The 15,284-nt window shown below is 59.8% G+C and carries 11 protein-coding genes and 5 pseudogenes; 9 read left to right on the top strand and 7 right to left on the bottom strand.

From position 1 onward, the window contains the following. Nucleotides 1-110 precede the first annotated feature (110 nt). Nucleotides 111-392 (bottom strand): hypothetical protein, encoded by a 282-nt coding sequence (locus NLY43_RS13115; protein ID WP_156935581.1) that lies wholly within the window; start codon nt 390-392, stop codon nt 111-113. 236 nt (nt 393-628) lie between these two features. Between NLY43_RS13115 and NLY43_RS13120 the strand changes: the two genes are divergently transcribed. The 3 genes from NLY43_RS13120 (at nt 629) to NLY43_RS13130 (ending at nt 2,808) form a co-directional block, all read left to right on the top strand. Next, entirely contained in the window at nt 629-1,366 is a 738-nt protein-coding gene (locus NLY43_RS13120; RefSeq protein WP_023712917.1) for a methyltransferase domain-containing protein, read from the top strand. A gap of 301 nt (nt 1,367-1,667) precedes the next feature. After that, nucleotides 1,668-1,895, top strand: a complete 228-nt coding sequence (locus tag NLY43_RS13125; RefSeq protein ID WP_156935580.1) for a hypothetical protein — start codon at nt 1,668-1,670, stop codon at nt 1,893-1,895. Nucleotides 1,896-2,094: 199 nt separating this feature from the next. Then, nucleotides 2,095-2,808, top strand: coding sequence for a class I SAM-dependent methyltransferase (locus tag NLY43_RS13130; protein ID WP_023712916.1), 714 nt, complete (start codon nt 2,095-2,097; stop codon nt 2,806-2,808). Nucleotides 2,809-2,856: 48 nt separating this feature from the next. Here the strand turns inward: NLY43_RS13130 and NLY43_RS13135 are convergent, their stop codons facing one another. Further along, entirely contained in the window at nt 2,857-3,174 is a 318-nt protein-coding gene (locus tag NLY43_RS13135; protein WP_023712915.1) for a DUF2251 domain-containing protein, read from the bottom strand. A gap of 105 nt (nt 3,175-3,279) precedes the next feature. Between NLY43_RS13135 and NLY43_RS13140 the strand changes: the two genes are divergently transcribed. Next, nucleotides 3,280-4,045 (top strand): IS5 family transposase gene (locus NLY43_RS13140; protein ID WP_502882166.1). Its coding sequence is split into 2 segments (ribosomal slippage): nt 3,280-3,575 and nt 3,574-4,045, totalling 768 coding nucleotides; the frame shifts between segments, so codons are not numbered across the junction. Here NLY43_RS13140 and NLY43_RS13145 read toward each other — a convergent pair. Both NLY43_RS13145 and NLY43_RS13150 read right to left on the bottom strand, forming a co-directional pair. Next, nucleotides 4,042-5,140, bottom strand: a pseudogene (locus NLY43_RS13145) (IS630 family transposase). The gene NLY43_RS13140 and the pseudogene NLY43_RS13145 overlap by 4 nt on opposite strands. Nucleotides 5,141-5,577: 437 nt before the next feature. Beyond that, nucleotides 5,578-5,859 carry a hypothetical protein gene (locus tag NLY43_RS13150; protein WP_023716378.1) on the bottom strand — a complete coding sequence of 94 codons (282 nt, stop codon included), beginning with the start codon at nt 5,857-5,859 and terminating at the stop codon, nt 5,578-5,580. A 97-nt stretch (nt 5,860-5,956) separates the two neighbouring features. On the opposite strand from NLY43_RS13150, the pseudogene NLY43_RS13155 reads away from it, so the two are divergent. Continuing rightward, nucleotides 5,957-6,903 (top strand): annotated as a pseudogene (locus NLY43_RS13155) (IS256 family transposase); the annotation flags it as partial. A 209-nt stretch (nt 6,904-7,112) separates the two neighbouring features. Here the strand turns inward: NLY43_RS13155 and NLY43_RS13160 are convergent. Together NLY43_RS13160 and NLY43_RS32790 are read right to left on the bottom strand one after the other, a co-directional pair. Further along, nucleotides 7,113-7,565, bottom strand: a pseudogene (locus NLY43_RS13160) (transposase); the annotation flags it as partial. Nucleotides 7,566-7,780: 215 nt separating this feature from the next. Next, nucleotides 7,781-8,217: pseudogene (locus tag NLY43_RS32790) on the bottom strand (IS701 family transposase); the annotation flags it as partial. On the opposite strand from NLY43_RS32790, the pseudogene NLY43_RS13165 reads away from it, so the two are divergent. Then, a pseudogene (locus NLY43_RS13165) lies at nt 8,218-8,627 on the top strand (transposase); the annotation flags it as partial. It abuts the pseudogene before it with no gap. A 185-nt stretch (nt 8,628-8,812) separates the two neighbouring features. On the opposite strand, the gene NLY43_RS13170 reads toward NLY43_RS13165, so the two are convergent. Beyond that, nucleotides 8,813-9,898, bottom strand: a complete 1,086-nt coding sequence (locus tag NLY43_RS13170; RefSeq protein WP_156935608.1) for a LysR substrate-binding domain-containing protein — start codon at nt 9,896-9,898, stop codon at nt 8,813-8,815. Here NLY43_RS13170 and NLY43_RS13175 point away from each other — a divergent pair. From NLY43_RS13175 to NLY43_RS13185, 3 genes are all read left to right on the top strand, one after another. Beyond that, nucleotides 9,865-11,409, top strand: coding sequence for a trimethylamine methyltransferase family protein (locus NLY43_RS13175; protein WP_023715282.1), 1,545 nt, complete (start codon nt 9,865-9,867; stop codon nt 11,407-11,409). The genes NLY43_RS13170 and NLY43_RS13175 overlap by 34 nt on opposite strands. Before the next feature lie 11 nt (nt 11,410-11,420). Continuing rightward, a complete protein-coding gene (locus NLY43_RS13180; protein ID WP_023713100.1) occupies nt 11,421-13,838 on the top strand; it encodes a GcvT family protein in 2,418 nt (805 codons plus the stop codon). Nucleotides 13,839-13,949: 111 nt separating this feature from the next. Then, the gene (locus NLY43_RS13185) at nt 13,950-15,116 is read left to right on the top strand and encodes a mandelate racemase/muconate lactonizing enzyme family protein (RefSeq protein WP_023713099.1); all 1,167 of its coding nucleotides are present in this window, start codon (nt 13,950-13,952) and stop codon (nt 15,114-15,116) included. Nucleotides 15,117-15,284 lie beyond the last annotated feature (168 nt).

A 15,284-nucleotide genomic window follows, 5' to 3' on the forward strand; every position in this document is an offset into this window, starting at 1 on the left:
CGCTCATCGCTCGGCGGCGGGTGACTTTTTAAACAGACTGCTATGTCAGGATGAGCCTGTCGGTTTGCGTAGCGGCGGGTTGCATTCGCTTACTATGATAATTCCCGGTGCTACGACACTACTGTCGGCTTGCCCCGCCCGGCCGCCCGGACAGCTCCGACCGTCAGCGACGCAGCCACATCAGCAACACCACGAGCGGCAAGAGACATCGCCGGCGCGCCGGAATCCTCTTCGCGCTCGTGGTGCCTTTCGCACTCAATTCTGTCATCATTGTCATTAACCTGACGAAACTGTGTCGCAGCAAATACACGTAAGGTCGGACAGTAAATCCAAAAACATTGAACTAAAACATGCTTTTTTTGGCATAGCACTTGCAAGTTGACCTGCGACATCTATCGCACCAGCGGAGGTCCTGCATCGGCTCGTTTACTGCTAATTCGGCGTACATGCCCCCACTGAGCTTGTCGAGTGATCATCGATGACGCACAGTCAGCAGAGATAGGATCCGGCTCTAGAGTGGCGTGCATTCCATGAATGCATGCCGCGGCAGTCAAGACCATGACGAATTGTTAAACTCGCCAATAGTCAAGATACTAGCAAGATGAACTCTACGACAGGAGATCCGACAATGTCTGGTGAGGTAATGTGGGGCGAAGAATGGGCTCCGATCTACAAGAAATATACCGGTATACGGGGGAGGACCGCTGAAGTGGACGAGACTGTCACTTTCCTTCATCGATACGCGGGCGAAAGCAATGCTCTTGAACTTGGCATTGGTGACGGACGTGTAGCAGTTCCGTTGAGTAAGCTTGGCGTTAAGGTTGATGGGATCGATAACTCGAATAGCATGTTGAAACTTCTCTCTGAGAGCACCGATTTGGTCAACGCTTGGAAAGGAAATATTTCTGAGTTTCAGGTAGAGCAACGCTACGGATTGGTGTTCTGCATATATAACACTTTTACACTTGTTGACACGCGCGAAGGTCAACTATGTTGTCTCCGATCTGCCGCAGATGCGTTATCCAGTGAAGGGGTCCTGGTGATCGAAATCGTTGTGCCGGAGCTGGATGGTATAGTCAATGGCCAGAAAGTCAGTACACTCCTCTTGGATGACGAGAACACAATCCTCATCGCGGATGTCCATGATCCAATAAAGCAAAACTTGACCTCAACACTTCTCTGGTTTTCTGGTACGCCCGTCAAACGTTTGCCACATCGCGTGCGTTACGTCTATCATCAGGAATTGGACACTATGGCCGAATGCGTAGGGCTCAAGCTATCCGAGCGCTGGGAAGATTGGGCAGGAGGCGCGTTCACCGAGAAGTCCAAACGTCATGTCTCGGTTTACCGAAGAAACGGCCTATAATTCGCCTCGTACCGAGGCAGGTCATGCGGGGGCCGGCCCCGACCGCGAAGAGAAGCCAGTGACTCGCAGAACGTCGATGGCTTTGCGATCTCTCTATTTACGCGAACTCAAGTTGAGTGGAGGATCAGGTGAACGATGGTCAGTGACAGGCCACCTTCACCGCGCCGTGGGGCTCAGATAGCCAGATCTGCGCATAATTCCAGCAAGGTGGCTCACTACCATGTTTTTCGTCGAACAGGATAGCAGTCTCCAGCGACGTAGCACGTCAAGTAAAACTGCCATCGCTTACGAGAGAATCCTAATGACTGCTGTACAGGCTGAAGGCAAGCGTCGTTTCGCGCCGCATGCAGCGAATAAAGAATTCGTGATAGAAATTGCACCGAAACGCAAGTACGTATTTCCGCTCGACGTGCCGCTGAGCGACATCCAGCTGCCGTTCTTCAAGTCCCCGGTCGGAGAACCCGCTTGGATAAAAAGGCCGAGGCGTCTTGGGCCCGACACGGGCCCTGAGCGATGCCCTGATCTGTGACGTGTCACCTGGAGTATGGACGCCTCGGCGCAGCTCTGACCTGGCTGTCCGCGTCCCCAGCGAGCGAGACTCTATTGGGCGGCTGCGCGGAATACTGCCTGGCGAGACAAATCACCCAATTCTTAACTTCCTGGAGAGGCAATCTATGCAGTATCCTAAGCAGTGGACTGATGCCCTAGAACTCATTTGGGGCGAAGGCATGCTTTCGCCGGGCGGACTGATAAGGGTCTCCCAGATGCTGGAGGGCATCGACATTTCTGGCGACCGCGTGCTGGACATCGGTTCCGGCCTAGGCGGCATTGACGTGCTGCTGGCGACCAACCACGCCGCGGCCTCGGTCATCGGCATCGATGTCGAGCCGCAACTGATCACATCAGCTCGCGACCTGGCGGCGAAGAAGGGGCTCGCCGGACGCGTCATCTTCCAACTGGTCACACCGGGAAAGCTCCCGTTTGCGGATGCCAGCTTCGACCTGGTCTTCTCCAAAGACTCGATGGTGCACATGGCTGACAAACCAGCAATCTATGCAGAGATCCTGCGCGTGTTGAAGCCCGGCGGCTGGTTCATTGGCGCGGATTGGCTCTGGTCCGAGGGCGCCGCCGAGAGCCGCGTCGTGCACGCATGGCTCTCGAGATCGCAACCGGGCTTCGCCTTCACGACGCCTGCGACCGCCCTCCAGGCGCTCATCGACGCTGGTTTCGCCGAACCTACCGTCAACGATTTCCGTAAGGAACTGCAAGAGGCCAACCGCGAGGAGGTAGCGCTGCTCGAGGGTTCGGCACGCCAGACGCTTGCGGCGACAATCGGCGCGGAAATGGCCGAGGGCATGGTCGCCAGTGCCAAGGGCCGTCAGGCAGCGCTCGATTCCGGCGACCTCATCCCCTCGGATATCAGGGGCCGCCGCTCGACTTAGGTCGTGAACTCGTAAAACGGGAGACGGCCGGCCCCGGAAGGCTCTGGTTCAATGCACCGCGAAAAGGTGAGTATCCTCGAGATCGGCCCAGCTGCCTATCGGATCAGCTGTGCGCAGATCAAAGATGGCTGACAATACGCCGTCAACGAACAGCCCGACTGCGGCCACAGATGAGCTCCACCGGATCGAAACGGGCGTGTCAGCAGGCAAGTCGGTCACAGCTTTGGCATTGAAAGCGGAGACGATCCGTTTGCCCTCCTGCTTTCTCATGTCGAGCAAATAGAAGTATGCTGTTTCGTCATCTCTTTCGAATACGGCGCCGAACCGCCCTAGGTCGTCAGTCGCGCTTTCGTAGACATCGATCATAGCTGCTCCTCCTCGCAAACTTGGCCAACGCGACGAATGTTCGCAAGCTGGATGTTCACCGATAGGCCGCTTTCAAAGCGAGCCAGATTGTGATTCAGCGTTCGCATGAGCCGATATGATCTGACCGACGTCGAGTGGCGTGTGATCGAGCCGCTGCTGCCCAACAAATCCAGAGGCGTACCGCGCGTCGATGACCGGCGCGTGCTGAACGGCATCTTCTGGGTGCTGCGATCGGGCGCACCATGGCGGGACCTACCCGAGCGCTATGGCCCGCGCACCACCTGCTACAACCGCTTCGTGCGATGGCGGAAGGCAGGCGTGTGGGACCGGCTGATGGACGCCATCACTGCCGCCTACGACGGCGCCATCCAGATGATCGACAGTACCTCCGTTCGCCCCCCCAGCAGGCAGCGACGGCAAAAAGGGGGGTCCAGATCACTGTCTCGGTCGATCACGCGGTGGGCTCACGACCAAGATTCACGTCGTCGTCGATGCGCAGGGCCTCCCGATCCGGCTCGGCCTGACCGCCGGGCAGACGCACGATGGGCAGGTCGTTGACCGGCTGCTCGATCATCTTGGCCCGCGCACCATCGTGCTGGCCGACAAAGCCTATGACGCCGATCGCATCCGCGAACTGATTCAGGAGCAGGGCGCGACGCCCAACATCCCGCCGAAAAGCAACCGGCGCTGGAAGCCCTGCTTCAGCAAGCGGCTCTACCGCGAGCGCAACCTCATTGAGCGCTTCTTCTCCAAGCTGAAGCACTTCCGCCGCGTCGCGACCCGCTACGACAAACTCGCCGCCAACTTCCTCGCCATGATCCAGCTCGCCTCAATGCGCCTGTGGCTCCGCGCTTATGAGTCTACGGCCTAGTCACCTGAATCTGAAGTTCGGTTCATTGTCTTCTGGCAGAAACGCTTGACCGATGCGAGGATCTGGTCGGCGGATTTGACCCACTTGTATGGGGTGGGGTTTTCGTTGTGGGTTTCGATGAATGCGTCGATGTCGGCCTCCAGTTCTGCGGTGGAACGGTGTACGCCGCGCTGCAACTGCTTTCGCGTCAGTTCGGCGAACCACCGCTCGACCTGATTGATCCAGGATGCCGACGTTGGCGTGAAGTGAACATGCCAGTGTGGGCGGCGCGCGAGCCAGGCCTTAATCCTCGGCGTCTTGTGGGTCGCATAGTTGTCCATCACCAGATGCACGTCCGGCCCATCGGGCATTTCGGCGTCGATCCGCTTCAGGAAATCGAGGAATTCGGTGGCCCCGGTGACGCTTGTAGCACTGACCGATCACCGCCCCGGTGGCAACATCTAGCGCGGCAAACAGCGATGTCGTGCCGTTGCGGACATAGGTATGGGTGCGCCGTTCGGTGACGCCCGGCGCCATGGGCAACACAGGCTGCTCGCGATCCAAGGCCTGGATTTGCGACTTCTCATCCACGCAAAGCACGACCGCCCGGTCCGGGGGCGACATGTAAAGACCGACGATGTCCTGCACCTTGTCGACAAAGAGCGGATCAGAGGAAAGCTTGAATGTCTCGGCACGATGCGGTTGTAGGCCAAACGCGGTCCAGATCCGACGGATGGTGGTATGCGAAAGGCCGCTGTCGGCTGCCATCGAACGGATGGACCAGTGCGTGGCATCCTTAGGAGTGGTGTTCAACGTACGCTCGACGACCTGGGCAACCTGGGTATCGGAGACAGTTCGCGGTCGACCCGCACGATATTCATCTGTCAGCCCTTCAATACCATCCTGTACGAACCGGCGGCGCCACTTGCCAACCGTGTGCTCGTGAACACCCAGGCGTTCGGCAACGTCCTTGCTTTGCAAGCCCTGCGCGCACAAAAGGATCATCCGACATCGATCCGATAAGGAGCGTGGCGCTCTATGCCGGCGCACCTGAGATTCCAGAAAACTTCTATCCGCGTCGCTCAGAACGACGACGTCCGCCTGCCTGCCAACCATCGATCAAACTCCTGCTCTTGTGACAGAAGCCGAACAAAATGAACCTTACTTTGGTTCCAGGTGACTAGGTGTGAGCTTTAACAGGCTGCTGCAAAAGCCGCATTTGGCTTTGTTTTATGATTCACTTTCGTCTGCTTGGTTGGCTTTGACCGCTTTGTAAGCTTTGTACACTTGTCGTTTCACAATTCGAAACGGCTTGTCTGTCGTATTCTCCGAAGGCATCCTCTCTTTCCAGTTGTTCCACAATACGACCACCTTATACGACCCCTTTGCTCCGGCCCATTACAGCGCCTTCAACGCTCATACGGGCCGGTCCGCCCCAGTCTCCTGCATCGGTACTCTCGCCTTGCGAGTTGGCCCGCTTGAGCTTCTCCCTTTGCATCAGGAGCCTGGTTCCTGCACTTCCGCGTGAAAGCCTGTGGCCGACTCTCGCCCCCTCAACGCCGGTCGCCGCCCGCCCTGTCATCAGGCACCCGGCGGGCTTGTCCCAGGATGACGATACGGTCCTGGTTTCGGCGACACTTACGTTCATAACGAGGCGTCTTCGAAGGGTTCACTTTCGTTCGTCTTTCGGACAGCCACCTGCTCGGATCTCGTCCAAACTTTTCATCCAAACGCTGGTCGTGTCCCATCAGGTGGTGTAGCTCGGCGGTAGCGAAGCCGCTCACGAGCGCGCCGTTAGCAGCGCTGTAGCGAGCGAGCGGCGTGTGGGTGGTCATCGGCGCTTTCCGGTAGGGTTTGGTTGTTGACGCCAACCCATTTCGGAAGGACCACCGATGACCGACGACATGATGAACCTGCGCACGCTCGTGGAACTTCCCAGGTTTCCTCGAACCGCGCCGCATGGCCGAGAAGGCGCTAACCGCCGTCATCCAGGAAGCTTATGTGCAAGGCATCTCGACCCGGTTGACGACCTGGTCAAGGCCATGGGTATGAGCGGCATATCCAAGAGCCAGGTCTCGCGGCTGTGCGAGGAGATCGACGGGAAGGTGAAGGCCTTCCTCGATCGGCCGATCGAGGGCGATCGGCCATACCTGTGGATCGACGCCACTTACCTTGAAGGTCCGCCGCGGTGGGCGGATCGTCTCGGTCGCCGTTATCATCGCCGTCGGCGTCAACGCGGACGGCCGGCGCGAGGTCCTGGGCATGGAGATTGGCACCTCGGAGGCCGAGCCGATCTGGACAGAGTTCCTGCGCAAGCTGACACGTCGCGGCCTGCGCGGCGTCAAGCTCGTTGTCTCCGATGCTCACGAAGGCCTCAAGGCGGCCGTCACCAAGGTGCTGTGCGCGACATGGCAGAGGTGCCGCGTCCACTTCATGAGGAACGTGCTGGCCCATGCCGGCAAGAGCGGCCGCAGGGTCGTCTCAGCCTTCATCGCCCCGCTTTCGCCCAGGAAACGCCCGGGGCCGCAAGCACGCAATGGCGCGCCGTCGCCGACCAGATCCGGCCGAAGGTGCCAAAGCTGCCGACAATCATGGACGACGCCGAGCCCGACGTGCTGGCCTACATGACCTTCCCCAAGGAACATCGCGCCAAGCTCCACTCGACGAATCCGATCGAACGTCTCAACGGCGAGATCAAGCGGCGCACCGAGGTCGTCGGAATCTTCCCGAACGACGATGCGATCGTGCGCCTCGTCGGCGCAATCCTGCTCGAACAGAACGATGAATGGGCAGTGCAGCGGGCCAGAGATATGACTCTGGAAACGATCAGCCAGATGAGCGATGATCCCCTGATCAGCCTGCCAGCCGTGGCGCGCTGATCAGCCCGGCCCATGCCGGAGAGCACGGCGACTAATGCCGCCAGCTACACCACGCCGCGGGACACGATCCCAACGCTCACCACCACGGCTCTTTGCCGCAGCAGCTTGGACTGTTTGAGACCTGCTCCTGAAAGCCGATCCCGGAGGGCCGTCCCATCATTCACACAGCTTTGCGCTTCGGTCTTAGTTCATGTTGAACTCCTTCTGCTACTCTGCAGCACACTCTCGTCGATGAACACTAGCTTCGCCGGATCGAGATCGAGCTGGCCGTCGAACCAGTCCCGGCGCCGCTTCAGGACGTCGGGGCGTCCTGCTCTAGTGCGTGCGCACACTTTTTTTGAATGTCCAGCCGTAGCCGCGAAGCCAGCGCTCAAGGCGCTGCGGCTGATCCGCACCGAATGCTCGGCGCTGAGCCGCTCGTTGAGCGTGATGTCCTTGCGCTCCTCGATCAGCCCGACGATGAAGGCGTCATGCGCATCGGGGCTGGAGGCGCGGCGGCGGCCCTGCGGGCCTGGCGCCAGTTCGCCGATCTTCGCCCGCGCAATCCAGCGGATCGCGCTGGACACTCCCACGCCTAACTGCGCCGCTTGCCGCCCCGATATGCCCTCGTCCGAAGCCTTCAAGACTCGCGACCGAAAATCCCGGCTCAATGTTCTTCCCATCGTCCACCTCAATCGAGGTGGATGTTGAATCAGCACAAAACGCACCCGTCACATCACAATCGATTCATCGATCACAGGACGTGCTCTAGTACTACTGTTGCGGATGCCCATGCCGTTTGTAGTGACAGATGGTGGCGCAGCCTGATGTCGTCGTCGCCATAACGACCAGGCGATGATGACGGGCTGGATTGGGGCGAGGAGATAGTGGATCTCGGGGACGCTCGGGACGAGCTTATATGGCGATGCCATCCGTGCCCAGGACCGAGCCTCGCAATGATCAAGTCCGAAATCATCCTTGGCGTGCTCAAAACACTCCTCGACCGCCCAGCGTAGGCCGGCCACTGCCGCCAATTCGGCCAAGGAGGAACCGGGCGGAGCGAAGACCATGTAGTAGGCTTCTTCTCCGGATGTCGATCGCTTGCGGCGGACCAATGCTCAAAGCCGCCTTTTGAGGTCCAAGGGCGGCGGATGTGTGCCCAGTCGTAGCGCCGAGGCCCTTTGGCACCTTCACCTGCCGCATGACAGACCCAGTCCTCGGGCGCGAGCTCGCTGGCCAGTTCCTCGGGCGAGGTTCCCTCAAACCGACGATCCCTCCACGGCGCATGAAGTGAGCGCCTCGACCCGCCAAGACATAGGGCTGCTCGCGAGCTTCCGCTTCAAGGAGTTCATTCACAGCGCCGCCAGTTGGAGCCGCGTCGAGCGCACTATCGCGCGGGTCGAGGTCGGCGCCCAAGGTGCCGATACCCGCTTCGTCGTCACCTAGGCCAAGGCGCTCTACGAGGATGCCTACTGCCGGCGCGCCGCTGCCGAGAACCACATCAAGTCTTGGAAGACGCATCTTTCCGCCGACCGCACATCCTGCACCAGACCGACGGCCAACCGGGGCTTGCGGGCCGCGGTGCCGAGGCGCTCGAGCTTTGCCGTCGCCCGATTCGACACGCTGCGACTGCGCCTCATCAAAAATCGCCGCGCCGGTGGTCGAGATGAAACCAGATCCGTCTGCACCTGCCGACATTGTGCCCCGACCAGCGTATTCTGCGCATCGTCCTCGATCGCCCCCCCAACTCGCGACATAAAGATGGGGCGCAGACGCCCCGAACCGAACCCGCCGACCGCAACCTGCAGACCCCGCCTGCCATCACGACGGATCACCGCCGGCGCCTGACGAGGCTCGCCAAAAAGCACCGCAGCGGCGGCCAGATCGCCGCTTGAGGCCACCATAAGCTCATCGCCATGCATCAAGGCGGCTAGATAGGTTCGTCCTGGATGGAATAAAGAGCGCTTTCCGGCGAAGACGGGATCACCCGCGCGCACAGGACCCAGTCCTTCACAGCCTTTGCCTCAGAAGCGAGGTCGACCGAACGGTTGCTGACGACGAAGAATGCATACCCAGTTTCCCAGTTAGCGGCAAGCGCGGGGACAAGCAATCCTTCGCTCAGCGGATAGTCAATGATGTGCGTCCATCCCAACGCAATTCCCTGCCCTGCGATGGCTGCTTGCACCACCAGGCTGTAATCATTGAGACGGAGGCCCTCACCGCCGTCTTCGAATTCAACTCCAAAATGGGCAAACCATTCCTTCCATGCCGGCCGCGGCCGGTGAGGCTCATCCAAGTGAATGAGTGTCCGCCTGGTGAGATCTAGCAAATCACGCGGCAGGCCGCATTGCGTCAGGTAGGTGGGGCTGCAGACCGGGATAAGGTTCTCGCCGCCGAAACGGAACGCGCGGTAGTTTGGCCAATCGCCCAGCCCACGACGGATGCCTATTAGATAGGGGTCCGGCCCCAAATCGGTGTCGCGATCCGCCGTCTGGATGCGGATTTCGATTTCCGGATGCTGCGCCCGAAAAATGGGCAGTCGCGGGATCAGCCAGTGGCTGGCGAACGCTGTCGAAGACGACAAGACAACATGCTTGTCCTCAGTTGTACGCCTAACAGCCTCGGCCGATCGGGCAATATGGCCGAGACCCATCGCAACATCGCTGTAAAAGCGCTGGCCGGCTTCCGTCAAAGCGACCCGTTTGTGCTGCCGCACGAACAGGTGAACGCCAAGGTCCCCCTCTAGGCATTTAATGGCCGAGCTCACAGCGGCTTGGCTGACGCGAAGCTCTTCGGCCGCCTTGGTGAAACTCAGATGCCGCCCCGCGGCCTCAAAGGTGATCAGGCCGGTGGGGCTCGGAATGCTTAAACGAGGCATTGCATAACTTCCACTTATGCCGACATCAGAATAATTGCGGTTTACCCAGATGTTTTTACCAATCAAACTTATAGAAGGAAAAGAAAAAGGGAAGACGTAAAAGCATGTCCGAGCCAGAGGCGCCGACAACTCGAGCACGAGGCCGCTCGAACCGACGTACTCCAGCCGGGGGGCACGAGGCAGCGGCTGTCCTCGCCGGCGTCGAGCGTCGCATTCGGCCCTACGATTTGCTTTCCGAGGAAGGCCTGCTGTCAATCGAAGACGCCGCCGCGGTGATTTTGGAAGAAATTGGCATTGAATTCCGCGACGATCCGGAATCGTTAGACCTGTGGCGGGCCGCAGGCGCCCAGGTCGATGGCGAGCTGGTGCGCTTTCCACGAGGGATGCTTGGCCCGATTCTGAAAAGTGCACCGTCGACTTTCACGCAGCATGCCCGAAACCCGGCGCGTTCCCTGAGAATCGGCGGCCCGCACGTCGTGTTTGCGCCAGCCTACGGGTCACCTTTCGTGCGGGATCTGGACGGTGGACGCCGATACGGTGCGCTCGTCGATTTTCAAAACTTCGTCAAACTCGCCTATTCCATCCCTTGGCTGCACCATTCGGGCGGAACGGTATGCGAGCCAGTCGACATTCCGGTGAACAAGCGGCACCTCGATATGGTGTCCGCCCATCTGCGCTATTCGGACAAGCCTTTCATGGGCTCGGTCACTTCGGTGGAACGGGCCGAAGACTCGATCGAGATGGCCCGCATCGTCTTTGGCCGAGAGTTCGTCGACCAGAACTGTGTCATCCTTGCGAATATCAATGCCAACTCTCCGCTTGTTTTCGACACTACCATGACAGGCGCGCTCAAGGTCTATGCCCGTGCCAACCAGGGGGCGGTGATCGTGCCTTTCATCCTGGGCGGCGCAATGGGTCCGGTGACAACGCCCGGCGCCATCGCCCAGTCGCTTGCCGAGACCATGGTGGGCTGCGCCCTGACCCAGCTCGTGCGCCCTGGTGCCCCCACCATCTTCGGGAACTTTCTGTCATCGACCGACCTGCGTACTGGGTCACCAACCTTCGGCACGCCGGAACCGGCTTTGGGATCGCTGGTTGTGGGCCAGCTCGCCCGGCGGCTGGGCCTGCCGCTGCGTTGCTCGGGAGCGTTCACGTCGTCAAAGTTGGCTGACGCCCAGGCTATGGTGGAAAGCGCGGTCGCCATGCAGGCCGCGGTCCAGTGCGGCGCCAATTTCATCCTGCATTCGGCAGGTTGGCTCGAAGGCGGGCTGACTATGGGCTTCGAGAAGCTGATCCTGGATGCCGACTTCTGCAGTGCTCTGCATGTCTACATGGCAGGCCTCTCCGTCAATCCCAATCAGCTGGCACTCGACGCTTTCCGCGAGGTAGGGCCGGGGAAGCATTTCTTCGGATGCGGCCACACAATAGCGAACTACCGAACGGCGTTCTGGGAATCGGAAGTTGCTGATAACAACAGCTTCGAGCAATGGCGCGACGCGGGGGAAAAAGATGCCCTGGTGCGCGCGAACGCGCGCTGGAAGAAGCTGCTTGCAGAGTACGAGGCGCCCCCTCTTGATCCGGCCATCGACCATGAGCTGGCCGATTTTTGCGCGCGGAAGAAGTCCCAGCAAACGGACCAGTGGTACTGAGGGAAGACATCATGGAATTGCATGCAAAAGTCGTAGTCATCGGCGGCGGAGTCGTCGGCTGCTCCATCCTTTATCATCTGGCGAAACTGGGATGGCACGATGTCGTGCTGCTGGAGCGTAGCGAGCTCACCTCGGGGTCGTCGTGGCATGCCGCGGGGGTCATCCACACCATCAACTCCGACCCGAATATCGCCCGGCTGCAGGGCTACACCATCAACCTGTACAAGGAACTCGAAGAGCTTACCGGCCAGTCCTGCGGCATCCACCGGCCCGGCGGCATTTACCTCGCATCCACGCCCGAGCGGCTCGACTATCTCAAACAGGAGCGCGCCAAGGCCCGCTATATGGGCCTCGAGACGGATTTTATCTCGCTCGAGCACGCCCGTGACCTCAACCCGCTGATCGATCCCTCCAAATATCTGGGGGCGCTGTTCGAACCGATGGACGGACACGTCGATCCGTCAGGGGTGACGCACGCCTACGCCAAGGGCGCCCGCCATTACGGCGCGAAAGTTCATCGCAATACGCCCGTGCTCGAAACAAATCCCCGGCCTGATGGAGGCTGGGACGTCGTGACCCCGACCGGAACGATCCACGCCGAGATTGTCGTCAATGCGGCTGGCCTTTGGGCGCGCGAGGTGGGAAGGCTCGCCGGCATTGATCTGCCCGTGCAGCCCATGGAACACCATTACCTGATCACCGAAACGATCCCCGAAGTCCGCGACCACGGCAAGGAAGTTGCCGTCACAGTTGACTACGAAGGTAATGCCTACACACGGCAGGAGCATGACGGGCTTTTGCTCGGGACATACGAGTCGAACTGCGTACCTTGGGCGGTGGCTGGAACACCGCTCGATTTCGGGCATGAGCTGCTGCAGGACGATCTGGGACGCGTCACCGAACGCTTGGAAATGGCGTTTGACCGCATGCCGGAGCTCGGCCGCGCCGGAGTAAAAAAGGTCATCAATGGGCCCTTCACCTTTGGTCCCGACGGCAACCCCCTCATAGGTCCCGTACCAGGCCTCAGGAATTACTGGACGGCGGTCGGCGTCATGGCCGGGTTCTGCCAAGGGGGCGGTGTCGGGCTCTGCATGGCAGAGTGGATGGTACATGGCGAACCGTCGATTGATGTTTGGGGGATGGACATAGCGAGGTTTGGCGAGTTCGCAACACGTGACTGGGGCACGATTAAGTCGGCCGAAAACTATTCGCGCCGGTTCATCCTGACCTATCCTAACGAGACTCTGCCGGCAGGACGCAAGCAGAAGACTACCGCTCTTTATGACCGGCTCGTTGGCAAGGGAGCGGTCATGGGCGTGTCCTACGGCCTCGAACATGCACTCTGGTTCGCGCGATCACCTGTCGAAGCGGTCGAGACCCCGACCTTCCGCCGCTCGAATGCCTTCAGTCATGTGGCGGAAGAGGTTCGCGCAGTTCGCGAAGCTGTAGGCTTCATCGAAATTGCAAACTATTCCAAGCATGAGATCAGTGGACCGGGGGCGGAAGTCTTCCTCGACCGGATGCTGGCAAACCGCTTGCCGCAGCACGGCCGCATCGCGCTGACGCCGATGCTGACGCCGAAAGGCAAGCTTTACGGTGATCTGACGGTCGCCCGGCTCGACAACGAGACCTTCTACCTGTTCGGATCCGGCGCAGCCCAGAACGTGCATCGACGGTGGTTCGAGATGCACGTTCCGCCAGACGGCGTCGCGTATCGGAACCGAACTGACAAATTTCACGGAATAGCAATTGCCGGTCCGCGCAGCCGCGAGCTCTTGGCGCGGCTGACCCGAGCCGATGTCACGAATACAACACTGAAGTTTCGCGATATCCGGAATATGGTCGTCGGGAATATCCCGGCCATGGTCGCTCGCGTCTCCTTCTCGGGCGAACTCGGGTATGAGATCTACTGCGCGCCCCATTTTCAGCTCGCCTTGTACGAAGCTCTGGAGCGGGAGGGCGCGGATCTGGGGCTGCGCGCCTATGGCGGACGTGCATTGATGTCCATGCGGTTGGAAAAAAACTGGGGTGTCTGGACGACGGACTTTCGCCCCGATTTTACCGCCGCGGAATCTGGCCTCGACTCCTATGTCGCATTCGATAAGCAGGCCGACTTCGTTGGCAAGGCGGCAGCGCAGGCTGAGCGCCAGCATGGACCGAACAAGAAGCTGGTAACGCTAGTGGTCAAGACGGCAGACCTCGACTGCGTCGCTGACGAGCCGATTTTCCACGACGCCGTATGTGTCGGTTACGTCACTTCCGGTGGCTTCGGCCATACCGTCGGGAAGAGCCTCGCAATGGGTTACGTGCCGGCGGCTCTCGCCGGTGACGGCACGAAACTACAAGTCGAACTTCTCGGTCATTTCTACGACGCCGAGGTCACGGCCCAAGCCCTGTATGACCCGGACGGTACAAAAATGCGGGCCTAAATCAGGATGTCGAAACATTAAACTTGGCAGCGGCGCTTACTATCGCAGCCTCAAGGCCCGGCGACAGGGAAGCCGTCGCGTTGACCTTCCTCACCTCCAGAGCAACAGACCATGCAGATCCGATCGATTACGGCGACCCCGGTCAATATCCCGCTCGAAGCGCCAATGTGGTGGACCGGCGGTCTGTATCCCGGCACCTCCAAGACGATCGTCCAGGTCTTTACTGACGAGGGCATTGTCGGATTTGGCGAGGCGCCAAGCACCGATGTGGTCGAGATGATTACCGCCATGGGCGAGGCCCTGACAGGTCTTGACCCGCTCGACATCGCGGCCTGCGAGCGGGTTTGCGTTCCACCCTGGCAGATTGTTCAGAATACGGATGATTCCCGGGTGGTGAAGGCGTTCGGCGCGATTGAGATCGCGCTTTGGGATATCCGCGGCAAGGCATGGAATCAACCGCTCTACCAGCTTCTGGGCGGCAAGGTGCGCAGCGAGATTCCCTTCACCGAGTATTTCGGCTTCCGACCGGGCCGCGAGCAAACCGCGGAAGCCGTAGCCGACTATTGCGTGCGGATGAGAGAAGAGCATGGCAGCACGTTCTTTGAAGGCAAGCTCATCTTGGGCGACCCGGACCTTGAGATCGAGACGGTGAAGGCGCTCCGCGAGAAACTCGGCTGGAAAGCCATGTTGCGTCTCGACTCGAACATGCAATGGTCGTTGACGACCGCGCGGCGTGTGCTCCGGGAACTCGAACCATTCAACATCCGCAACTACGAAGATCCGGTCGCTACATTTGAGGAAATGGCGGCACTTCGACAGCATTCAGCCATTCCTTTTTCGACGCATGTTCCAGATATTCGCCGTGCGGTCGCACTCGGCGCGCCAGATTTTATCGTCACCAATTTTGCGGTGCTCGGCGGCATCGGCCGGGCAATCCGCTTTATCGGGGCCTGCGAGGCAATGGGGGTCGGCTTCTGGTGCTATTCGGGCGACGCTGGAGTCTGCACGGCCGCATATCTGCACGTCTCAGCGGCAACCCAGTGGATCAGCGAGCCGAGCCAGTCTCTGTTCCGCTGGCAGGTGGGGGATGTCATCGAAGGCGGACCATTCCGTCAAAAAAACAACGTGATTCCTGTCCCCGAGGGTCCCGGTCTAGGAGTCACTATCGACGAGGCGGCGCTCCGTCACTGGAGTAGCCATTTCGCCGATCATGGTCCGATCGATCATTTCAATGACCCGCTATCTCCCATCCGACACCGCAGGATACCGCTAAACTAGTTCCCGTGCATAGTGTGCTGCAGCAAGCATAAGGAGGTTCAATGTTGAACTGACAACATGATGAGAAGCTGCGTGAAAGATGAGGGTAGGGCCCCTCGGGATCGGCTTTCAGGAGCGGGTCTCAACCAGCCCAAGCTGCTGTGGTAGAAGAGCCATGATGGTTAGGGT

The organism is Mesorhizobium sp. C416B, from assembly GCF_030323165.1.
Taxonomy (GTDB): domain Bacteria; phylum Pseudomonadota; class Alphaproteobacteria; order Rhizobiales; family Rhizobiaceae; genus Mesorhizobium.